This is a genomic window from Arthrobacter sp. TJ-240, assembly GCF_058269195.1.
The window spans coordinates 333955-353941 of sequence record NZ_JBZCNG010000004.1 but is presented as its reverse complement, the minus strand read 5'-3'; the positions used below and the strand labels follow the sequence as shown (position 1 = coordinate 353941).

The following is a 19987-nucleotide window of genomic DNA, read 5'->3' as shown; positions in this document are numbered from 1 at the left end:
TGGTACAAACCATGCTCCGGCCCGGCCATGGTGCCGACCCTGCATACCGGATGAGGAGATTTGCCACGCGCGGGCGCGGCCGCTATCTTGGAATCGGTCCAGTAGTGGGCTGGATCTACCGTCGGTTCTGACCGACACAGGATTTCTGAAGGCACACCATGAACTCCGAACCCACTCTCAACGACCTCGCCGCGGCTTTCGGCCGTATCCGCGGGTTGCTCCTCACCGAAGAAACCGTCCAGCACGCCGTGGACCTCCTCGCCGAAGCGGCGAGGGATCTCATTCCCGGCGCCACCGGCGCCGGCGTCTCCCTCATCCACCATGGCCGACGGACGAGCAGCGGCGCGACCGACGGATCGGTCCTGCGAGCCGACGAGCTGCAGTACGAACTCTCCGAGGGGCCCTGCCTCGACGCGTGGGCCACGAGCAGCCCGGCACGGGCCGACGACACCACCGCTCCCGGTCAGCGCTGGCCGCGGTGGGCTGCGGCGGCCGCCGAGATGTCGGTGCGCTCCTGCCAGAGCGTTCCGCTGATCCAGGGGCAGACCACGATCGGCGCCATGAAGGTCTACTCGACGGAGGCCCATGCTTTCGACGAGGCGACCGAGCACGCGCTGTCGCGTTTCGCAGCCTCCGCCGCTGCCCTGCTCGGTCATGTGCAGACCACGGAGACGCCCCTGCGCATCCGGACCGAACTGGCCGGCGCCCTGCAGACGCGTGACCGCATCGGCATGGCCAAGGGCATCCTCATGGCGCAGCGCGGCATCGACGACCGCGCGGCCCTGCGGGAGCTCGTCGCCCGTGCGCAGGAGGGCCGGCGCACCGTGGCAGAGGTCGCCCTGGAACTGACCGGCGGCGTGAACCCCGCCGCGTCCTAGGCAGCCGGTACCCGGACCGCCTCGCCGCGCGCCGGGTGATGTCAGCGCAGGCCGGCTGCGGGGCCCACCAACCTGACGATGTTCCCGAGGAGCGCTGCGTTGAACTCGACGCCGAGCTGATTGGGGATCGTCACCAGCACCGTGTCGGCGGCCTGCACAGCTGCGTCGGCCGCGAGCTGGTCGGCGATGACGTCGGGGGGCCCGATGTAGCTTCGCCCGAAGCGGGACCGTGCGCCGTCGAGGATCCCCACCTGGTCCGTCGATTCCCGCTGGGCACGGACGCCGAAGTAGTACTCGTCCGTCTCGCTGACGATGGGTAGGATGCTGCGGCTCACGGAGACCCTCCCCGTCCCCTCGTGGCCTGCCTGCGCCCACGCCTTCCGGAAGACGTCGATCTGCTCGGCCTGCAGTTCGTCGAACGGCACGCCCGTGTCCTCGGTCAGCAGCGTCGAGCTCATCAGGTTCATGCCCTGCTCCCCCGTCCACCGCGCCGTCGCCCTGGTGCCCGAGCCCCACCAGATGCGCTCGGAGAGTCCGGGTGAGAGCGGATCGACGGGCAGCTTCCCCGTGCTGCCCGTCATGCGGGGGTTGGCCTCCGCGATACCGTGCCCGGCGATCGCCGCGCGGAACAGGGCCGTCTTGTCACGGGCGAGATCGGCGTCGGTGGAGCCTACCCCGGGTACGTAGCCGAAGCTGCGGAAGCCGTCCAGGGCTGTCTCGGGCGAGCCGCGGCTGATACCGAGCTGCAGCCGCCTGTTGCTGATGAGGTCGGTGACCGCGGCTTCCTCGGCCATGTAGAGCGGGTTCTCGTACCGCATGTCGATCACGCCGGTTCCGAGCTCGATCGTCTTCGTCCGTGCGGCCATCGCCGCCAGCAGCGGGAAGGGCGCCGAGTACTGCGGGGCGAAGTGGTGCACGCGCATGTAGGCGCCGTCGACGCCGAGCTCCTCCGCGGCCACGGCGAGTTCCACGGCCTGGACGAGGGCCTCGCGGGCCGTCGGGACGAGGGAGCCACGCACGTCCTGGTAGTGGCCGAAGGACAGGAATCCGATCTTCTTCATGCCCCCTGTAGCGCTGGAGTGCGTGTCCCCATTCCCGGGGCCGGTGCCGGACCGTTCATGCGGGAGGATGCGGCGCGAGCGGATCCGGGACGGCCGGCTCCCCAGCGGTGTCGGGCAGCGCCAGGCGCTGGCCAGGACGCAGGCCCTCGGGCTCGACGTCGTCGTTGAGGTCGGCGATCTCCTTCCAGTCGGCGATACCGAGACGCGTCGCGATGCCGGACAGGGTGTCCCCCGCGACCACGGTGTGGGTGCGGCTCGGGGAGGGCAGCGGAATCGGGAGGACGGGCGGCAGGGTCGTCTCGGGAACACCGATCTTCACGAGGGGGCCGATGTCCGTGGCGAACGGCCAGCCCAGTCCCTCGTCGATCGACAAGGACCAGTTGAAGGCGCCCCGGATCCCGGGATGGCGGGCAGCCACGGTCTTCCACGCGCCCTCGACGACGGCGCGGGTGGAGTAGTTGGCCGCATTGCCCAGGCCGAAGCCGACGCCGACACGGCCGGCGTCGCCCATCCTTGCCACCCATTCGTCGACGGATCGCACGATGTAGTTCTCGGCGGAGAGGTCGGGGCCGTCGTAGTACTGGGGGCTGACCATGTCCAGGACGCCCGCGTCGATCATCGCCCTGCAGTGGACCATGTCGACCGCACGCCAGGGCGCCGGTGGGCTGGTGATCGCGAAGTCCTGCCCGTACATGGCCTTGAGCTGCCGGGAGACCCAGATCATCTGCTCGGTGTTGGGCTGCTGGTCGCCCTCGTAGTTGTTCCAGTCGAGCCCGTCGAATCCGCCGAGCTCGCCGTAGATGCGCTCGATGCTGTCCAGGAAGGTCTGGGCGCGCGCACGCGTGGAGATGTCCACGTTGGCCTGTGCGCCTCCGACCGTGAGGATCGCCGTGCGCGTCCTGCGGAACTCGGCCAGGTCCGCCGCGAAGTGGGTGGCCGCTCCGCGCCCGTCACCGGGATCGTTCCACTGCACGGCACCGGTGGTGCCCGGTGCGCCGCCCACCGGGGTGGCGTAGAACAGGAAGACGGTGTTGTAGTGCGCCGGGATCTCCTTGAGCCGGAGCGGCGAGCCCCAGTGCGTCCAGTAGCCGGCGACCACGCGGCTCGGCAGTGGCGTCATGACCTTGCTCCTGAATGCCGGGAGTGGCTTGCCGTAGGGATCGGTCAGGGAGGGAAGTGCGGCAGCCCAGGCTGCTCCGAGGACGAACGAGCGGCGGGTGACCATGTGCTGCCTTCCCGCCGCTCGTCCGTGTTGTCTGCCTGTCATCGTCCTACTTGGCGTCGTCACCCGCGCCGCAGGCGATGCCGTCCCCGTTGGAGTCGAGCCCGAGCGGGTCCTCCTCCGTGGCCAGGCCGTCGGGGATCAGGGCCCGGACATCCTCGCAGGTGTAGAACATGGCCATCTCCGGCCCGTCCATCCCCGCATGACCGGCGTGCTCGGCCGCCAGCCGGGGCGGGATGGGTGGAAGGCACCGCCCGTCCGTGCCGTAGCCCGGCACGCATCCGCCGGCCAGCGCCGTGTCCGACACATCACCCGCCTCCAGGCCCTTGACCGTGTCGGAGGTCATCGTGATGCCCTGCGCCTGCTCAGGCCCGGGCTCGTTGACCTCCGCGGCCTCGGGAGCGACGTCCGCGATCGGGACGTCGGCCTCGGGGATCTGCGCATCCGGCCGGGCGTCCGCCGCCTGTACCGGGGGCGCCTCCACGCCCGGAGCGCCAGGGGCGCCTACGGCGGACTCGATTGCGCACCCGCTGAGCAGCAGCAGTCCTGCTGCTGCCGCTGCCATGATCTTTGCTCTCATCGGACATTCACCATCCTGGCGACGGAGGGGGTACCGCTGGCATCCAGGACCGTGAGCATGTACGGGCCGGGCGGCAGCAGCGCGGAGTTGGACGGCACGGAGGCACGACGCGTCGTGCCGGTGCCGGTGACGGGCAGGTCCACCAGGCGGGCGTTGGTGTCCGTCTGGTGGGTGGCCGACCCGACGGCGGTGAGCGAGGCGCTGACCACGTCGCCGGTGACGCCGAGGTCGAACCCTGCACCGTAGGTGGTGGCCCCCGGAGCTGCCGTGATCGTCGGGCGCGTGCCCTTGAACAGGTAGCCCGGTTCGTAGACCGACACGCGCATCTCGAACGAGCCGTCGGCCGGGTTGGAGCCGAAGACCGCCACGCGGCCGTCCATCAGCACCAGCGAGGAGGAGTGGTAGTTGCGGCCCACCGGGTCCGCCGCCACCGTGGTCCAGGCGTTGGTCGCGGGGTTGTACGTCGCCGCCCGCAGCACGTTGCCCGCACGGGGTCCCGTGCTGCCGTTGGAGGCCAGGACGGTCCGGTCCGGCAGCGTCGTGAGGTTGACGTACATCCGGCCCTCCGACCCGGGCAGCGCCGGTCCGGGAGTCCAGGCGGGGTTGGCCGAGTTGAGGTTGATCAGGTCGACGCTGTTGGTCGCCCCGCCTCGGTCGGTCGAGCCGCCACCGGCGATCATGAAGGTCTGGTTCTGCGCCGGAGGAAGCAGGACCGAGCTGGCCTGGTCGCGCAGCTGCCGGTCCCGCAGGCCGGGGACGTCGCCGCTGGTGGCGTTGCGCCAGTTGTGGATGACCGACCCCGTGGCCGACGGCGAATTGCCGAAGGTGTAGCCACCCGTGAAGAACAGATTCCCGTTGGCCATGAGGAAGAAGTGCGGGTAGGTACCCCAGTACCGGTTGGTCTGGGGGGTGGCCGCACGGGACTGCCACTGGTTGGTCGTGGCGTTGAACATCTCCACAGCCGTGGAACCCTTGGCCACGCCGTCGCGGTTGTCGTAACCGCCGACGGACCAGATGTTGCCGTTCTCGAGCTTGGTCAGCGTCGGGTACCAGTGGCCCTCGATGGTGTCGTTGACCTTGGTGTAGCTGTCGGTGGCCGGGTCGAAGATGTAGGACTGCTTGGACCCCACGTAGCCGACCGCGTTCTTGTGGCCTGCGTAACCCTCGGTGCCACCGCTGATGAGCACCCGGCCGTCCGGCAGGGTGACGTGCCCCGCGCAGAACATGTCGTAGGGCACCCGGATCTCCTTGAACGCCCCGGTGGAGGGGTTCCACACGGCGCTCTTGAAGGTGCCGGCGTCGAAGTCGCCGGTGTTGTTGCCGGAGCCCGCGAGCAGCAGGACCCTGCCATCGCGCAGCAGCGTCGAGTGGATCGCCCGGGCAGGCAGCGGGGCATTCGCGATGCTCCAGCGCCCTGTCGCCGCCAGGCCGGTGGCCGGTGGCGGGGTGGTGGGCGGCGGCGTCGTGGGTGTCGTCGTCGGCGGCGGCGTCCCGCCCGGCAGGGTGACCGTCGCGCCGACCGGCGCGTTGAGTTCGAGCCAGCGCTCGGACTCGCCGTGGCCGGACAGGACGTAGCCTCCGCCCGGGATGGCCATACCCGGCTGGCGCCTGCTGATCGAGGCGACCTTGCCGTCGGCTCCGACGGCGACCTCGAAGCCCCACATGTTGGCCGGGCTCGCGGTGCCGGTGTAACGCACCAGGTAGTCGGCCTCACGCGCCACGTTGGTGCCGTTCAGGACGTGCTTCGCCGTCCCGATCCGGATCTCGTTGGCGGCCGGCGGGGTCGTCGGCGGTGGGGTGGTCGGCGTCGGAGTCGGCGTCGGCGTCGGCGTCGGAGTCGGCGTCGGCGTCGGCGTCGGCGTCGGCGTCGGCGTCGGCGGCGGCGTCGTGCCACCACCCACCTGAACCGTCGCGCCGACCGGGGCGTTGGCGTCCAGCCAGGCAGCGGAGGCCTCATGTCCGGACAGCACGTAGCCTCCGGCCGGGATCGCCATGCCCGGCTGGTAGCGCGAGACGGCCGTGACCTTGTTGTCGGGTCCGACGGCCACCTCCACACCGTACGGGTTGGCCGGGCTCCGCGTGCCGGTGTAGCGCACGAGGGCCCCCGCCGCGCGGTAGATGTTCGTGCCGGTCAGGGTGCGGACGGCGGAGCCGATGCGGACCTCGTTGGCGGCCGGAGGGGTCGTCGTCGGTGGAGGCGTGGTGGTGCCACCGAAGTTGATGGTGACATTGGCTGCCGGGCTGCGGCCGGGAGGCCCGCCCCAGGTACGCACCCACTCCTCGTCGAGGACGTGCGCTTCGACGGTATACCCCGCCGTGTTCGGCAGGGTATAGGTACGCGTGCCCGGCAGCTCGTAGGCCCCGTCCCTGGTGGTCATCCGGTTGGCGACGACCCAGGAACTGCGCCAGGTGCCGTCCGTGCGGGTACCTGCGGCCGGTGCGGTCGACTCGGCGAGCAGGATCTTGCCCTCACCGTTCTCGGGGACCTGCCGGGTGAAGTCGGGGTGGTAGAGCCACCATTCGACCTTGACGATCGCACCGCGGGCGGGCTGCGTGGCCCGCGCGGTCGCCTCCAGTGGCACGGTGCCGCTGAGGGTGGCACCGGAGGCGGGTGCGGACATGCTGACGGCGACGCACTGTGTCCCCCAGGTACACGGCGCGGCGCTCGCGGGCGAGACACCGACCAGGCCGACCAGAAGCACGGTGGTCAGCACGGCCAGGCCCCGGACGCGGAGAGCCCGTAGAGCATTCATTCGATCCCTTTCTTTTCCCATGACGAATCAGCCACGGGTGTAGATGAGCCAGTTGTCGCCCGGGGCGGGCGACGCGGGGAATGGCTCGAAGGCCAGGGAGTAGACGGAGCTCTCCTCGAGGGCGTCCAGGAGCACGGCCTGTGCGGCGTCCTGCTCCGGGTTCCCCAGGGTGGAGCTGCGGAGGATCACCGCCTGGTAGCGCTCGTCGTCGATGGCGGAGCGGATGCTGCCCTCGCCCTCGAAGTAGAGCTCGAACGTCGTCTCCCAGGCCAGGCCCGGAAGGTCGCTCGTGTGGTAGTCGAGGGCGTCGGTGGATGAGCTGATGTAGAGCCCCTCCCGGGGGTCGGACTCGATCGCCGCCACCACGCTCTGGACGTTGGTCCAGCGATACATCGCATCGGCACGCACCAGGGGGAACAACGCCATGATCATCACTGTGATCACGACGGGAGTGACCATCAGCGGGTAGCGGGAGAAGCGCGCCAGGCCCCACCCGACGGGGAGCGCGAGGAGCATGACCGAGTAGGCCAGGTGCTTCTCGAACGAGACCGCCTCACCCAGGATCATCTGGCCGATGGGCAGCGCCATCGACGCGAGCACCAAACCGGAGCCCAGGATCAGCAGCCGCCGGTCGCCGGCTCGGACCATGAGTACCAGTGACACCACTGCGAGCAGCAGGACGACGATCAGGTGATCGCCGACCAGACCCAGGAGAGCCCCCGTGGTGGTCGGGGACAGGGCGGTCCGGTCGGTGGTGGTGAAGGCGACGTCCCGGGCGATGCTCTCCCCCCATACCGCCCACAGGGTGGCCAGGATGCCGAGCGCCACTCCGGCGGCGACGAGTGCCCGACGCGCTCCGAGAACGCCCAGGACGAGCGTCGCTGCGAGCACGACCGGCACGAAGATGCCGGCCGTGTACTTGGTCATGGCGGCCAGGGCCAGCACGGCGCCGAGCAGGACGGCCGAAGGGTAGCCCTTCCGGGTGAGGCCGATCCACAGACCCGCGGCGAGCAGGAAGATCACCGGGGCATCGAACGTGCCGAGCCAGCCGGTGAAGATCACCGGGCCGGACAGCATGAAGGTGGCCGCGGCCAGCAGGCCTGCGCGCTTGCCCCACAGGTGCCGCGCCGTGCCGTAAAGGGCCATAGCCGTGCCGAGTACGCACAGCAGGCTGAACGCCCGCACGAGGTAGAGGCCCCCCACGGAGTCCAGCAGCGCTGCCAGCACGGGATAGAGCGCGGGCAGACCCGAGAAGAAGGCACCGGCGTCACCGAGTGGACGGCCCTCGGACCAGTAGTCCAGATAAGCATTGCCCGCATTGATGTACAGCGCCTCGTCGATGAAGGCGGTGTTGCGCAGGCGGACCGCGAGCGCGACGCCGTAGGCGAGGACGAGGCCCAGGAGCAGCCATTGCCTCTTCGCGCGGCTCATGGGCGGGCGGGCTGCTGGGGTGATCTGCGATGCTTCGGAACGCATCAGGGTCGCTGTGGTCATGGCTCCTGCTTGCTTGCTCGTGCCCGGTGGGTCAAGCCGAACCAGGCAGTGGGAATTTCTGTGTCAGCGGTGACGACCTGGCCGAAGCACAGGTTCTGCGCCCAGTAGTGCTCGATGATCAGGGGCAGCGCGTCCACGGTGAGGGCTTTGCCGTCGTGCAGGAGGAGGATCCCGCCGTCCGTCATGCCCTTGGATTGCTCGGCCACCTGCTCCGCGGTCGTGGCCTCGAAGTCCTTGGAGTCGACGGTCCACAGGACCTCGATCATTCCCCGGCCCTCGACGGCCGCCCTGAGTTCGGGGCTGGTGTTGCCGAACGGCGGGCGGAACATCGTCGGGGGTTCATGCCCGAGGTCGCGATGCACGACCGTCGACGCGTCGATATCGGCGAGGGCCGCCTCCAGATCCATGGACAGCAGGTCGGGGTGGGTCATGCTGTGGTTGCCCAGCTGATGACCCGCAGTCTTCGTGCGCTCCACTTCGCGGGGGCGTGCCCGCTCCTGGACGCCGTTGTTGAAGAACACCGCAGGGACCTTGTAGTGGGCGAGCACGGCCAGGAGGTCCGAGGTGAACTCCGTGGGTCCGTCGTCGAACGTCAGCGCCACATAGCCGGCACAAGCGGTGGGAGCCGTCAGCTCCGGCAGGTGACTCATGTCCGCGGCCTCGGCCGGATTCTCGGACCGAGGAATGGGAATGGGTGGTAGTGGTTCCTGGCTCGCGCAGCCCATGACGGTCAGCACGAGCACCGCGACGGCGGCCCTGACACGCAGGGCCGCCGAGCGGCTCAGAACTCCTCCTTGGGGCGCAGCCGCGTCAGCACGACGCCGGCCATGATGAACGCCACGCCGGAGACGATGATCCAGAACACATCCAGCCCGGTGGCTGCAAGTGCGGTGGCCGAGGCGCCGGTTGCAGCGAGACTTCCGTTTGCTCCGTACATTTGGTTTTCCTCCTCTCAGGTGATCCAGACGCGCGCCTCGCGGCGCACGGCTCCTAGCAGGGAACGCCAGTACACGATGAACATGGCGTTGTCATAGAGCCACAGAGGGACGAAGAAGATGGCCGTCCGGATCGACGCCCTGTCCTTGGTCCGGTACGCGGTGACGATGTTCTCCGCCATGAAGATGGGCAGGAGGAACCAGTAGTACGGATTGGGGGTGATGTCCCACAGCAGCCAGCTCAGGACCAGCGCGAGCAGCGCGGCCGGGAAGAGCAGGGAAGAGAAGAACGTGAACGCGACCCCGCCCCAGGTGCGGCGGGTGATCTTGTTCCAGCCGTAGAGCCACAGCGACTCCATGGCCCCTCGGTACCAGCGCAGGCGCTGGACCTCGAGGTCCCGGATCGTCGGCATGACGTCGGTGACCACCGGGCAGCGCTTGGTGCTGGTGCAGTCGAAGCCGAGGTGCCTGATCGCGAGAGTCAACTCGTAGTCCTCGGTGAGCGAGTCCTCCATGTAGACGCTCCCGGCGGCGCCCGGAAGCGTCGTGCCGCGTGCGTCGGCGATGGCCCGGAAGACGTGCACGGGGAAGAGCGAGGCGGCACCGGACAGGACGTGCACCTTGCCACCCTGACGCCCCATGAGGCGGGTGCCACGTGCGTACTCGATGGCCTGGGCGCGTTCGATGAAGTTGTTGGGAGTCCGGGCGATGATGCAGCCCGAGACCCCGCCCAGGTTCGGCTTCACGTCGTAGGCCCACAGGGCGTTCTTGACGAAGTCGTTACTGAGTTCGCCGTCCGCGTCCTGGGCCAGGATGTAGTCCCCGTCGTCGAGCAGCGGCATGACCAAGGCCAGTCCCTGGTTGAGTGCGCCGGCCTTCTTGGCCTTGTTGCCCACCGTCTCCACCACCTGCGCGCCGGCCTCGCGGGCCAGTCGCACGGTGTCGTCGGTGCAGTTGTCCGCCATGACGATGACCAGCGCGGGTTCGATGGTCTGTGCGAACTGGCTGCGGACGGTCTTGACGATGCCGTCCTGCTCGTTGTGCGCCGGGATGAGCGACACGATGCGGGGCCCCGGCCGGTTCAGGCCGGACAGGTCCAGGCCGTGAGTTCCAGGGTCGGCGGGGTGTTCGATACCCCCGACGGAGAACTGGTCCGCTGTCAGTTGCACGACGGGCCTCCATGTTGAACCTCCGCGCAGCGGCTGCACGGGACCCTGGGCCGTTCCTGCTCCGGCCGGGGACTCTCCTGCGGTTCAGAGGCCCGGGCGGGGGGCGTAGCGGTAGTGGCAGTCATGACTGCGCTCCTCTTGAAGTGAGACCACGAGCCCAATGGCTCGCGACGAGACAGAATGCGCTTGTGCGCAATCAGGAAAGCGCTTCACGACTGCCCTCTCGACAGCCGGACTACAGCTGATCGGACAATTGATTTGCGTTCACGACAAAGCTTGTGCCGGTTCTCCGACTCGATCACCAGTAGGTGCTACTCCACTTCCGTCGGGGACTACTTGCCCGACTGAACCGCTTTACTCGGTACGCCTGCGACGGCCCGACAAACGAATGGCAGTCCCTTCCTGTCCTTTCCGGGTTATTTGCCCCGATACGCCTGACGCCTCCTACTCGTATCCGCGTAGCCGAACCATCAATGGACAGGGGGCAATTCTTCCCTGGCGCACGAAGTGTCGTTCATCACAAATGGGACGGCCCTCGGGACGGAATGGTTCAGCCCATTCCCGGCGTGAAGAGGCGCCGGGTCACGACGTCGTTGCACGGTGCGACAGCGCAGGTGCCGGAGCTCCACGAGGACACACGGCCAGCGGCCGGCGGCCACTCACAGAAGGGCGGAGGGCAACGTCAACTGCGCCCTGACCTGCGCAATCGATCCGGCGCCGGCTCTTCATAGCCGTGATGGAGGGACCCCTGCGGAGTGGATCCCGAACAAATCTCCTCAGTACTCGACGGCCACACGGTGATGGGAGCACGGCCCCGATGAAACACCGAGGAGTTGAAGCAGGAGTACCCATTCAGGGCGCTCGCAATTGCGCAGCCGGCCCTATCGCGCGGCGGCCACCGACCGACTCGGCGCTCGCTTCGGAGCCACGTCGTACATGCGTGGCTCCATCGGATCGTTCACCGAGAATGCGTCTCCGGTGGGTTGATTCAACCCCTGGGATTCACGGCCTCGATCGAGTGCGTCGATCCACGGGACAAATGATTCATGCCGACCTCGGGGGATTACCCCGGGTGTCGAATTCTGCCTCTTGGAGGATTGGTAGGAGCTGGAAGTACCGAAACGGGGGGAATTGAATGGGATCCGCGAGTAGTTCGAATTCGGGAACAGGTAGATGAAGTTGCTGATTCCGAGTGTGCCTGTCCCGACCTGTCTGATATCCCGCGCGGACAATCTCGCATCGGCTCCTCGCCCCGTCGGTCGAGCACGCTCGGGCAGGTGCGGCCGGACTCTCCCCCGCCTGCGCCTCACGGGCCTTCACGGGGCAGTCGCCGGCGCTCCGGCGTCCTCCCGCAGAGCAGAATTAGCCATTGTGTTCTATATCACAAAGGGTACAATAGAATACATGTTCGACAATGGCGGAGGCGCTCAGGACGACCACTCCCCCGGCGCCTACGTGCCGGCCGTGAACACGTCCGTGGTGCACGGATGGATAGCGAGCCTCGCAGCTCCGAAGAACCTCTCGGCGTCGCTTCCCGCTGGTACCCCGCCGGGTGATGCTGCGGACCCCGATTCCGACGTCGCCTGCGCGTCCTGCGGCAGGCCGACCGCCGTTGCCCGCCCTGATGCGATCCCGGAGGGGCACGAGGAGGCGCTCATCTCGCACCTGCGGGCGCTCGAGGACCTGAAGAGTGCGATAGCGGCCGACCAGGCCCTCGCGGCCCTGGCGCTGGACACCGCTCGACGACGAGCGGAGGCAGCCGCAGGCGTGCCGGCCGGTCAGTGCGGGCGGGGCGTAGGCGTGGAAGTCGCGCTGGCACGGCGCGAATCCCCGCACCAGGGCTCGCGGCTGCTGGGCTTCGCTCGAATCCTGGTGGCCGATATGCCACGCACGCTCAGGGCTCTGCAGACGGGTGTCCTGGACGAGTGGCGCGCCACGCAGATCGTCCGCGAGACCGTCTGCCTCAGCACCGGGAACAGGCACGCTGTGGATTCGGAGTTGGCGGCCGATACCGGCGCGCTCGATGGTGTCGGCACCCGGGGCCTGAGGAACAGGACACGCACGATCGCCTACCGCCTCGAGCCGGAGGCCGCCGTGGCTCGAGCCCGCAAGGCTGTCGGTGAGCGCCATGTCAGTTGCCGGCCCGCTCCGGACACCATGGCCTACCTGACAGCCCTGCTCCCCGCCGCCGACGCCATCAGCGCGTACTCCGCCCTGTCCCGCCATGCCGACGCCGAGATCGGCGGGGGCGGCAGCCACGGGCGCGGCCGCGGCCAGTTGATGGCCGACGCCTTCGTTGGACGTCTCACCGGGTCGCCCGCAGGAGTGGTGCGGACGGAGGTCCAGCTGATCATGACCGACCGCACCCTGCTCCAGGGCGACAGCGAGCCGGCCTATCTCCCCGGCTACGGAACCGTCCCGGCCCAGGTAGCCCGAGATCTGGTCCGGGGCGGCGCACAGAAGCGCATGGAGGGCAGCGGTAACCCATCGGACGGAACGGAAGCGACCGACGCCGCCCTTCAGGCGTGGCTGCGCCGGCTCTACACCGCCCCGGAGACCGGCCACCTGGTGGCGATGGACTCCCGTGCCCGCCTGTTCCCTCCCGGGCTTCGGCGCCTGATCGCCACGAGGGACGCGACCTGCCGCACACCGTACTGTGATGCGCCGATCCGGCATGCCGACCACATCGTCCCGTGGCGCATCACCGGGACCACGAACGCCGACGGCGGGCAGGGCCTGTGCGAGAGGTGCAACTACGTCAAGGAAGCTCCCGGCTGGTCATCCCGGCCCCTGCCGCGCCCACGGCACGCGATCGAGTACCGCACCCCCACCGGGCACACCTACGTCTCCAGCGCGCCTCCACTGCCCGGCTCGCCTCGGCGCCGGCGGACGCGGCCGTTCACCCACTCGGTGGTCGACTTCATCCTGCACCCCGTCGCCGCCTAGGGACCGGGCAGAGCAGCGACCCGGCAGTCGTGCCTTCGCACGGCCGCCGGGTCGCGGGCGACTCTACCGCGGAGGATCCCACCGCGGACGGTCACCGTGTCAGAGCTTGACCGCCAGGACGTTGCACGGTGCCGACAGCAGGATGGTCTGCGCCGTCGACCCCATGATGAGCTTGCCGACCGGCGTGCGATGCCTCAGCCCGATCACGATCAGCTCCGCGGACAGTTCCTCCGCCGTGTCGACGACCTCCTCCGCTGCCGTCGCCTCCGAGATGCTGTGGCGGATGGAGTAGGGCACGCCGGTGGTGCTGAGCATGCCTTCCAGCTTCGAGACATCCTCGGAGTCGGCGTAGGCAGGGTTGACGAGGCGGTCGGCCCGCGTGGTGTTGATGACCACCAGCTCGGCCCCACGGCGTCGCGCCTCCTCCACCGCCTCGGCGACGGCGGCCTCCCCCAGGGCGTTGGGCACGTAGCCCACCACGATGGCGCTCATCGGTCGGTGTCCTTCCGGTCGGGGGTGCTCGAGGTCGTCGGAGCAGTTGTGGTCGTCGCCGCCGTCGCTTCCGTCGGAGCTCCTTCGGACGGCGCCGCGGAACCGCGGACGACGTCCGACGCGTCGGCGTTCGCGGCAACCATCGCCTCGAACTGGCGCTGACGCCGCTTGAGCAGGAACGAGAGGGCGAAGATGACGATCAGGACCACGTAGATGGTCGCTGCGACCGGCGACTGGATGAGGGCCACCGGATCTCCCTGCGAGATGGCGAGCGATCGGCGCAGCTGGCTCTCGAAGATCGGACCCAGGATCAGGCCCACCACCATCGGCGCGATCGGGTAGCCGAAGCGGCGCATGAAGAACCCGAGGATGCCGACGATCAGCAGGATGATCACGTCGATCGGCGTGAAGTTCACCGAGAACGCGCCCAGCACGGCGAACACCAGGATGCCCGCGTACAGGTAGGGCCGCGGGATCTGGAGGATCTTGACCCAGATGCCCACGAGCGGCAGGTTCAGGACGAGGAGCATCAGGTTGCCGACGTAGAGGCTCGCGATGAGCGCCCAGACGAGGGTGCTGTTCGATTCGAAGAGCTGCGGGCCCACCGGGATCTGGTACCGCTGGAAGGCCACGAGCATCATGGCGGCCGTCGCCGTCGTCGGGATGCCGAGCGTCAGCAGGGGCACGAGGACGCCCGCGGCTGCCGCATTGTTGGCGGCCTCCGGGCCGGCGACACCCTCGATGGCGCCCTTGCCGAACTGCTTCTTGTTCTCGCCCTTGGCGAGCTTGCGCTCGGAGGCGTAGGACAGGAAGGTCGCGACGTCGGCGCCGCCGGCCGGGATGGTGCCCACCGGGAAGCCTATGAACGTCCCGCGGAGCCAGGGCTTCCAGGAGCGGCGGAGGTCGTCCTTGCGGAGCCAGCTCGTCCAGCCGCCCGTCACCGGGATCACCTTGATGGGCCCGTGCCGCAGCCGCGAGGCCACGTAGAGCGCCTCACCGACGGCGAAGAGCGCCACAGCCACGAGGACGACGTCGATCCCGTCGGCCAGGAACGGGCTGCCGAAGGTGTACCGCTGCTGTGCGGTCAGGGCGTCGAAGCCCACGAGGGCGATGAACAGGCCGAGGCCGAGGGACGCGAGTCCGCGCAGCACCGACGAGCCGAGGAGCGCGCCGACCGTCAGGAAGGCGACGATCATCAGGGCCACGTACTCGACGGGGCCGATCTGCACGGCGAAGGCGGCGACGTACGGGGCCAGGAAGCTCAGCAGGACGGTCGCGATGGTGCCGGCGACGAACGAGCCGACCGCCGCGGTCGCGAGCGCTGCCGCTCCCCGGCCGGCCTTGGCCATCTTGTTGCCCTCGAGCGCCGTGACGATCGAGGACGATTCGCCGGGCGTGTTGAGCAGGATCGACGTGGTGGACCCGCCGTACATGCCGCCGTAGTAGATGCCGGCGAACACGATGATCGCCGCCGTCGGCTCCAGGCTGTAGGTGATGGGCATGAGCAGGGCGACCGTCATGGCCGGGCCGATGCCGGGCAGCACGCCGACGGCGGTGCCGACGAGCACCCCGCCGAGCGCGAAGAGGAGGTACATGGGCTGCATCGCCGTGGCGAAGCCCTCCATCAGCAGGAAGAAGCTATCCACCGAAGACACCCAGCCCTTCGAGGAAGCCCGGAGGCAGTGAGACGCCGAGGAGGCCGCCGAACACGAACTGCACCACCAGGGCGAGGACGATCGCGGTCACGAGGTTCCGCCACCAGGGGCGGGCCCCCAGGGACCACGCGGCGCCGAAGAAGAGGATGGCCGCGGCGAGGGGCCACCCGAGCGGGACGATCAGGAACGCGTGCAGCAGGACGAACCCGGCGAGCTTCCCGACGGTCAGCCAGTCGGTCTTCGCGTCGGGGTCCACGTCCTCGCCCTCGTCCGCGGAGCCGCGGTGGCCGCGGAGCACCTGGATCACCAGGCCCACGCCGACGGCGACGAGCAGCGCCGAGACGGCGTAGGGGAACGCGCGGGGTCCGATATCGCTGGCCGAGGTGGGGGTCTGGATCCCCGCACCGGCCACGAATCCGACGACGCCGATGCTGACGATCAGGAGCGCGAAGACCAGCTCACCGATCGGCTTGCCGGGAGCGGTGGTGGTGCCGCTCCCGGGGTTGTTCTGGATGGAGGTACTCATGGGCTACAGCAGTCCGATGTCGGTGAGCGTCGTCTTGACGCTCGTGATGTCCTCGTCGAGGAAGGCCTGGAACTCCTCGCCGGACAGGAACGCGTCCGACCAGTTGTTCTCCTCGAGCGTGGCCTTCCAGGTGTCGGTCGCGTGCAGGTCGGTCACGAGCTGCGTGAGCTTCTCGGCCTGGGCCTCGTCGATGTTCCCGGGAGCGACGACGCCACGCCAGTTGGTGAGCACGACGTCCACGCCCTCCTCGGTGAGGGTCGGGGTGTCGGGCAGCTGCGGGGCGGCCTCGTCGCCGGACACCGCGAGCGCCCGGAGCTTGCCGGCCTCCACCTGCTCCGCGTACTCGCCGACGCCGGAGACGCCGGCGTTGACCTTGTTGCCGAGCAGTGCTGCGAGGGACTCCCCGCCGCCGGAGTAGGGGATGTAGTTGAGGCTGTCCGGGGAGATGCCGGCCTCCTTCAGCACCGAGCCGGCGAGGATGTGGTCCGCGCCGCCCGCCGAGCCGCCCGTGATGGAGACGCCCTTGCCCTTGGCCTCGATGTCGTCGAGGAGGTCCTGGATGGTCTGGTACGGCGAGTCCGCGGGGACCACGATCACGAGGGGCTCCTCGGTGAGCCGGGCGATCGGGGTGGTGTCCTCGATGCGGGTGGTGGCCTTGTTGGTCTCCACGGCCCCGACCATGACGTAGCCCATGACCATCAGCGTGTTCGGGTCGGTCTCGGTGGCGAGCTGGGCGAGGCCGTTGGTGCCGCCGGCGCCGCCGACGTTGACCACGGAGGCGTTGCCCACGAGGTCGTTCTCCTTGAGGTCCGTCTCCATGGCCCGGCCCGTCTGGTCCCAGCCTCCACCCGGATCGGCGGGAACCACGATGTTGAGTTTCTCGATGGTGCCTTCCGCGTCCCCGGCGGTGGTGCTCTCCGTCATCGAGCCGCAGGCCGAGAGGGCGAGCGCGGAGACGAGGGCGAGGGATGCGAGGGCCGAGCGGCGCGTCGTCGTGCGTTCGATCATCATGGTGTTCTCTTCCTTGAGATGTGATGGGGGTCACCACTGCTGGTCCCAGGCTAGGGAGGCTGCTGACGGGCGGTAAAGCATGCGGTCGTAGTGCTCGTATTGGTCTTTGTGGTCCCACGGGCCAGGCGGGGTCCGACGGCGCCCCGGTGTGACGCGCCCAGGCGTGTCACACTATGGAGATGATCAGGTCGATGTCGCTTCGATCACAGCTGTTCCTCCTGCAGCTGGCCATCGTGCTCGTGATCGTCGCCGTCGCCGGTTCCACCGCCGTCGCCATGCAGCGCCAGCAGATCCGGGAGCAGTACCAGGACCGCATGGTGGGCGTCGCCCGGTCGGTGGCGCAGCTGCCCTCGGTCATCGATGCCTTCGACGAGGCGGATCCCAGCGCGACGATCCAGCCCATCGCCGACCTGATCCGCCAGTCCACGGGCGTCACCTACGTGGTGGTCACCGACGAGGACGGCATCCGGTACTCCCACCCCAATCCGGAGCTCATCGGCGAGGTCGTCTCCACCGATCCGTCGGTGCCTCTCTCCGGTGACACCTTCGTGGGCACGCAGACCGGCACGCTCGGTAAGTCCTGGCGCGTGAAGGTCCCCATCTTCGACCGCGACGGCGCCATCATCGGCACGGCGTCGGTCGGCACCCTCGAGTCCGAGCTCGACGCCGACCTCTACGAGGACCTCCCCCGCCTGCTGGCGTGGCTGATCGTGGCCGCGCTCGTCGGCTCGGCGGGAGCGATCTGGATCTCCCGGCTCGTCTGGCGGCGGATCTACCGCCTCGAACCGGAGCAGATCGCGTCCCTCCTGGAGACGCGCGACGCCATGATCCACGGCATCAGCGAGGGGGTGGTCGCCATTGACGAGCACCACCGGATCGCGCTGCTCAACGACGAGGCGAAGAGGCTGCTGGAGCTCGACGACGCCGCGACGGGCAGGCTGGCGGCGGACGTCATGGAACCGGCCCTCGCCCGGGTGCTCACCGACCCCGCAGACACGGACGAGACCGTCCTGTCCGGCGAGCGCGTGCTCCTCGCCCGTACGACGGACGCCCTCGTGGACGGCAAGCGCGTGGGCCGCGTCATGATCCTCCGCGACCGCACCGAGCTCTACCAGCTGCTCACGGACCTCGACGGCGAGCGCGACGCCACACAGGCACTTCGGGCCCAGGCCCACGAGTTCGCGAACCGGATGCACACCATCTCCGGGTTGCTCGAGCTCGGCCGCACGGCGCAGGCCGTCGACTTCATCTCCCGCTCCGGGCACGGCGGATCGCTCGTGTCCGGGAGCATCGCGCCCGGCATCCAGGATCCGGACGCCGCAAGCCTGCTCATGACCAAGAGCACCATCGCAGCGGAGAAGGGCATCACCCTGACCATCGACGACACCTCGGTGCTCGAGCCCGACGGCACCACCGACGTCGTCACCGTGCTCGGCATCCTCATCGACAACGCGATGGAAGCCGTGACCGGCAGCGGACGACCCGATGGGCTCATCGCGGTGCACCTTGCCGACGAGGACCACACCAGGATCACCGTGGCCGACAACGGCCCCGGCATCGCCCCCGAGGACGTCGACGGCATCTTCTCCTCGGGCTATTCCACCAAGGACGGCGGCTCCACCGGGACGCGCGGCTTCGGCCTCGCGCTCGTGGACCGGATCGCCCGGCGCCGGTCGGGACACGTGGTCGTCGACGAATCCGACCTCGGCGGAGCCGAATTCACGGTCTGGCTCGCACCGTCGCTCGTCGACGCCCCGCGACCCCACCTGCAGGTGCCATGACCGCCGCGCCTGCCCCGATCCCCACCCTGGTGGTCGACGACGACCACGAGGTGGCCGGGATCCATACCGGGTTCCTGCTCGCGCACGGCGCGTTCGACGTCGTCGGCGCAGCGCACACCGGTGCGCGGGCGCTGGAGCTCGCCGAGACCCTGCGGCCGCGCCTCGTGCTGCTGGACATCCACCTGCCCGACATGACGGGCATCGACGTGCTGCGCGCACTGCGGAACCGGCCCGGCGACCCGCTGGACGTCATCGCCATCACTGCCGCCCGGGAGCTCGACACCGTCCGCGCGGCCGTCGCCGGCGGGGTGCTGCACTACCTCGTGAAGCCGTTCAGCGCTGCAGTGCTGAACCAGCGGCTGGATTCCTACGTGGCCTACCGCCGCGACCTCGACACCCACGCGGCGGACGGCTCGGCGGCTCTCGACCAGGGGCGTATCGACCAGCTCCTGCGCACGACGACGGGAACCCGCGGGGGTGGCGTGCCGTCGGCCACCGCCACGATCACCACGCCCAAGGGCCTCTCCGCGCCGACGCTCGACGCCGTCATGCTGGACCTGCGCAGCCAGGGCCGCGGGACCTCGGCGTCCGACGTCGCAGAGCGCCTCGGAATGGCGCGCGTGAGCGCCCGTCGGTACCTGGAATTCCTCGTGGCCCGGGGGCAGGCACGGATCGTCCCGCAATACGGATCGGCGGGGCGTCCCGAGAAGTTCTACGTCTGGACGGACGGCGCCGCCCGCGGGTGAGCGGGCAGGAGGAATAACTGCCGTTCAGGACGGTTGTGCTGGACATGAGCGAGAACAGGACGAACCGGACGAACCGGTCGGATGCCCGGCGCAGCACCATCGGCTTCATCGGCAGCGGTCATATCGGCTCGCAGCTCGCACGCCTCGCGGTCGCGCGCGGCTACCAGGTCATCATGAGCAACTCCCGCGGCCCGGACACACTCTCCGACCTGATCGGCGAGCTCGGCGACGCGGCGCGCGCCGGGACCACGCAGGAGGCGGCGACGGAGGGCGACGTCGTCGTCGTCACCATCCCGCTGAAGGCCCTCGACACCGTGCCGGTGGAGCCCCTCGCGGGCAAGCTGGTGATCGACACCTGCAACTACTACGAGTCCAGGGACGGGCGGATCACCGAGCTGGACGACGAGAGCACGACGACGAGCGAGCTCGTGCAGCGCCACCTGCCGGGCTCGTCCGTGGTCAAGGTCTTCAACAACATCGCCGCCTCGCAGCTGACCACGGACGGGGCACCCGCCGGCATACCGAACCGCCGGGCGCTACCCATCGCGGGCGACGACTCGGACGCGAAGCAGGCCGTCGTGGAGCTCCTCGACGAGTTCGGCTTCGACGCCGTGGACGCGGGTCCCCTCGCCGAGGGCTGGCGCTACCAGCGCGACACCCCCGCGTACGGGACGGTGCACGACGCCGCAGGGATGCGCGAGGCGCTCGCGCAGGCCAGGCGCTACGCCGACATGTAGC

17 protein-coding genes are annotated in these 19987 nt (G+C 69.2%); 5 read left to right on the top strand and 12 right to left on the bottom strand.

The window, feature by feature from the left end; translation table 11 throughout:
• Positions 1–158 precede the first annotated feature (158 nt).
• The gene (locus AC4D2C_RS12595; protein WP_490915223.1) at positions 159–878 is read left to right on the top strand and encodes a GAF and ANTAR domain-containing protein; all 720 of its coding nucleotides are present in this window, start codon (positions 159–161) and stop codon (positions 876–878) included.
• A 41-nt stretch (positions 879–919) separates the two neighbouring features.
• On the opposite strand, the gene AC4D2C_RS12590 is transcribed toward AC4D2C_RS12595, so the two are convergent.
• The 8 genes from AC4D2C_RS12590 to AC4D2C_RS12555 all read right to left on the bottom strand — a co-directional run bounded on the left by AC4D2C_RS12590 (position 920) and on the right by AC4D2C_RS12555 (position 10092).
• Positions 920–1939: an LLM class flavin-dependent oxidoreductase gene (locus AC4D2C_RS12590; protein WP_490915222.1), complete on the bottom strand. Its 1020-nt coding sequence runs from the start codon at positions 1937–1939 to the stop codon at positions 920–922.
• A 55-nt stretch (positions 1940–1994) separates the two neighbouring features.
• Complete coding sequence (locus tag AC4D2C_RS12585) at positions 1995–3164, bottom strand: LysM peptidoglycan-binding domain-containing protein (protein ID WP_490915221.1); 1170 nt, start codon at positions 3162–3164, stop codon at positions 1995–1997.
• A gap of 46 nt (positions 3165–3210) precedes the next feature.
• Complete coding sequence (locus AC4D2C_RS12580; RefSeq protein WP_490915220.1) at positions 3211–3741, bottom strand: hypothetical protein; 531 nt, start codon at positions 3739–3741, stop codon at positions 3211–3213.
• Positions 3738–6494: a galactose oxidase early set domain-containing protein gene (locus AC4D2C_RS12575; protein ID WP_490915219.1), complete on the bottom strand. Its 2757-nt coding sequence runs from the start codon at positions 6492–6494 to the stop codon at positions 3738–3740. The genes AC4D2C_RS12580 and AC4D2C_RS12575 overlap by 4 nt, the downstream gene beginning before the upstream one ends.
• Before the next feature lie 27 nt (positions 6495–6521).
• Positions 6522–7988: an ArnT family glycosyltransferase gene (locus tag AC4D2C_RS12570; protein ID WP_490915218.1), complete on the bottom strand. Its 1467-nt coding sequence runs from the start codon at positions 7986–7988 to the stop codon at positions 6522–6524.
• Complete coding sequence (locus tag AC4D2C_RS12565; protein WP_490915217.1) at positions 7985–8638, bottom strand: polysaccharide deacetylase family protein; 654 nt, start codon at positions 8636–8638, stop codon at positions 7985–7987. Before AC4D2C_RS12565 ends, AC4D2C_RS12570 begins: the two co-directional genes overlap by 4 nt.
• A gap of 131 nt (positions 8639–8769) precedes the next feature.
• Positions 8770–8925: a hypothetical protein gene (locus tag AC4D2C_RS12560; RefSeq protein WP_490905509.1), complete on the bottom strand. Its 156-nt coding sequence runs from the start codon at positions 8923–8925 to the stop codon at positions 8770–8772.
• A 15-nt stretch (positions 8926–8940) separates the two neighbouring features.
• A complete protein-coding gene (locus AC4D2C_RS12555) occupies positions 8941–10092 on the bottom strand; it encodes a glycosyltransferase family 2 protein (RefSeq protein ID WP_490915216.1) in 1152 nt (383 codons plus the stop codon).
• Positions 10093–11496: 1404 nt separating this feature from the next.
• On the opposite strand from AC4D2C_RS12555, the gene AC4D2C_RS12550 reads away from it, so the two are divergent.
• Positions 11497–13038 carry an HNH endonuclease gene (locus AC4D2C_RS12550; protein ID WP_490915215.1) on the top strand — a complete coding sequence of 514 codons (1542 nt, stop codon included), beginning with the start codon at positions 11497–11499 and terminating at the stop codon, positions 13036–13038.
• Positions 13039–13137: 99 nt separating this feature from the next.
• Here AC4D2C_RS12550 and AC4D2C_RS12545 read toward each other — a convergent pair whose 3' ends face one another.
• From AC4D2C_RS12545 to AC4D2C_RS12530, 4 genes are read right to left on the bottom strand one after another with little or no spacing between them, the layout of a single operon-like run.
• Positions 13138–13530 carry a universal stress protein gene (locus tag AC4D2C_RS12545; protein WP_490915214.1) on the bottom strand — a complete coding sequence of 131 codons (393 nt, stop codon included), beginning with the start codon at positions 13528–13530 and terminating at the stop codon, positions 13138–13140.
• Positions 13527–15176, bottom strand: coding sequence for a tripartite tricarboxylate transporter permease (locus tag AC4D2C_RS12540; protein ID WP_490915213.1), 1650 nt, complete (start codon positions 15174–15176; stop codon positions 13527–13529). Before AC4D2C_RS12540 ends, AC4D2C_RS12545 begins: the two co-directional genes overlap by 4 nt.
• On the bottom strand, positions 15169–15711 hold the full coding sequence (locus AC4D2C_RS12535) for a tripartite tricarboxylate transporter TctB family protein (protein WP_490905504.1): 543 nt from the start codon (positions 15709–15711) through the stop codon (positions 15169–15171). Before AC4D2C_RS12535 ends, AC4D2C_RS12540 begins: the two co-directional genes overlap by 8 nt.
• A gap of 3 nt (positions 15712–15714) precedes the next feature.
• The gene (locus tag AC4D2C_RS12530; protein WP_490915212.1) at positions 15715–16722 is read right to left on the bottom strand and encodes a Bug family tripartite tricarboxylate transporter substrate binding protein; all 1008 of its coding nucleotides are present in this window, start codon (positions 16720–16722) and stop codon (positions 15715–15717) included.
• Positions 16723–16913: 191 nt separating this feature from the next.
• Between AC4D2C_RS12530 and AC4D2C_RS12525 the strand changes: the two genes are divergently transcribed.
• Genes AC4D2C_RS12525 through AC4D2C_RS12515 form a run of 3 tightly spaced genes read left to right on the top strand, consistent with a single transcriptional unit; the run spans position 16914 to position 19986 of the window.
• Positions 16914–18503: an ATP-binding protein gene (locus AC4D2C_RS12525; RefSeq protein WP_490915211.1), complete on the top strand. Its 1590-nt coding sequence runs from the start codon at positions 16914–16916 to the stop codon at positions 18501–18503.
• A complete protein-coding gene (locus AC4D2C_RS12520) occupies positions 18500–19249 on the top strand; it encodes a response regulator (protein ID WP_490915210.1) in 750 nt (249 codons plus the stop codon). The genes AC4D2C_RS12525 and AC4D2C_RS12520 overlap by 4 nt, the downstream gene beginning before the upstream one ends.
• Positions 19250–19293: 44 nt before the next feature.
• Positions 19294–19986, top strand: coding sequence for an NADPH-dependent F420 reductase (locus AC4D2C_RS12515; RefSeq protein WP_490915209.1), 693 nt, complete (start codon positions 19294–19296; stop codon positions 19984–19986).
• The last annotated feature ends 1 nt before the right edge of the window (position 19987 follow it).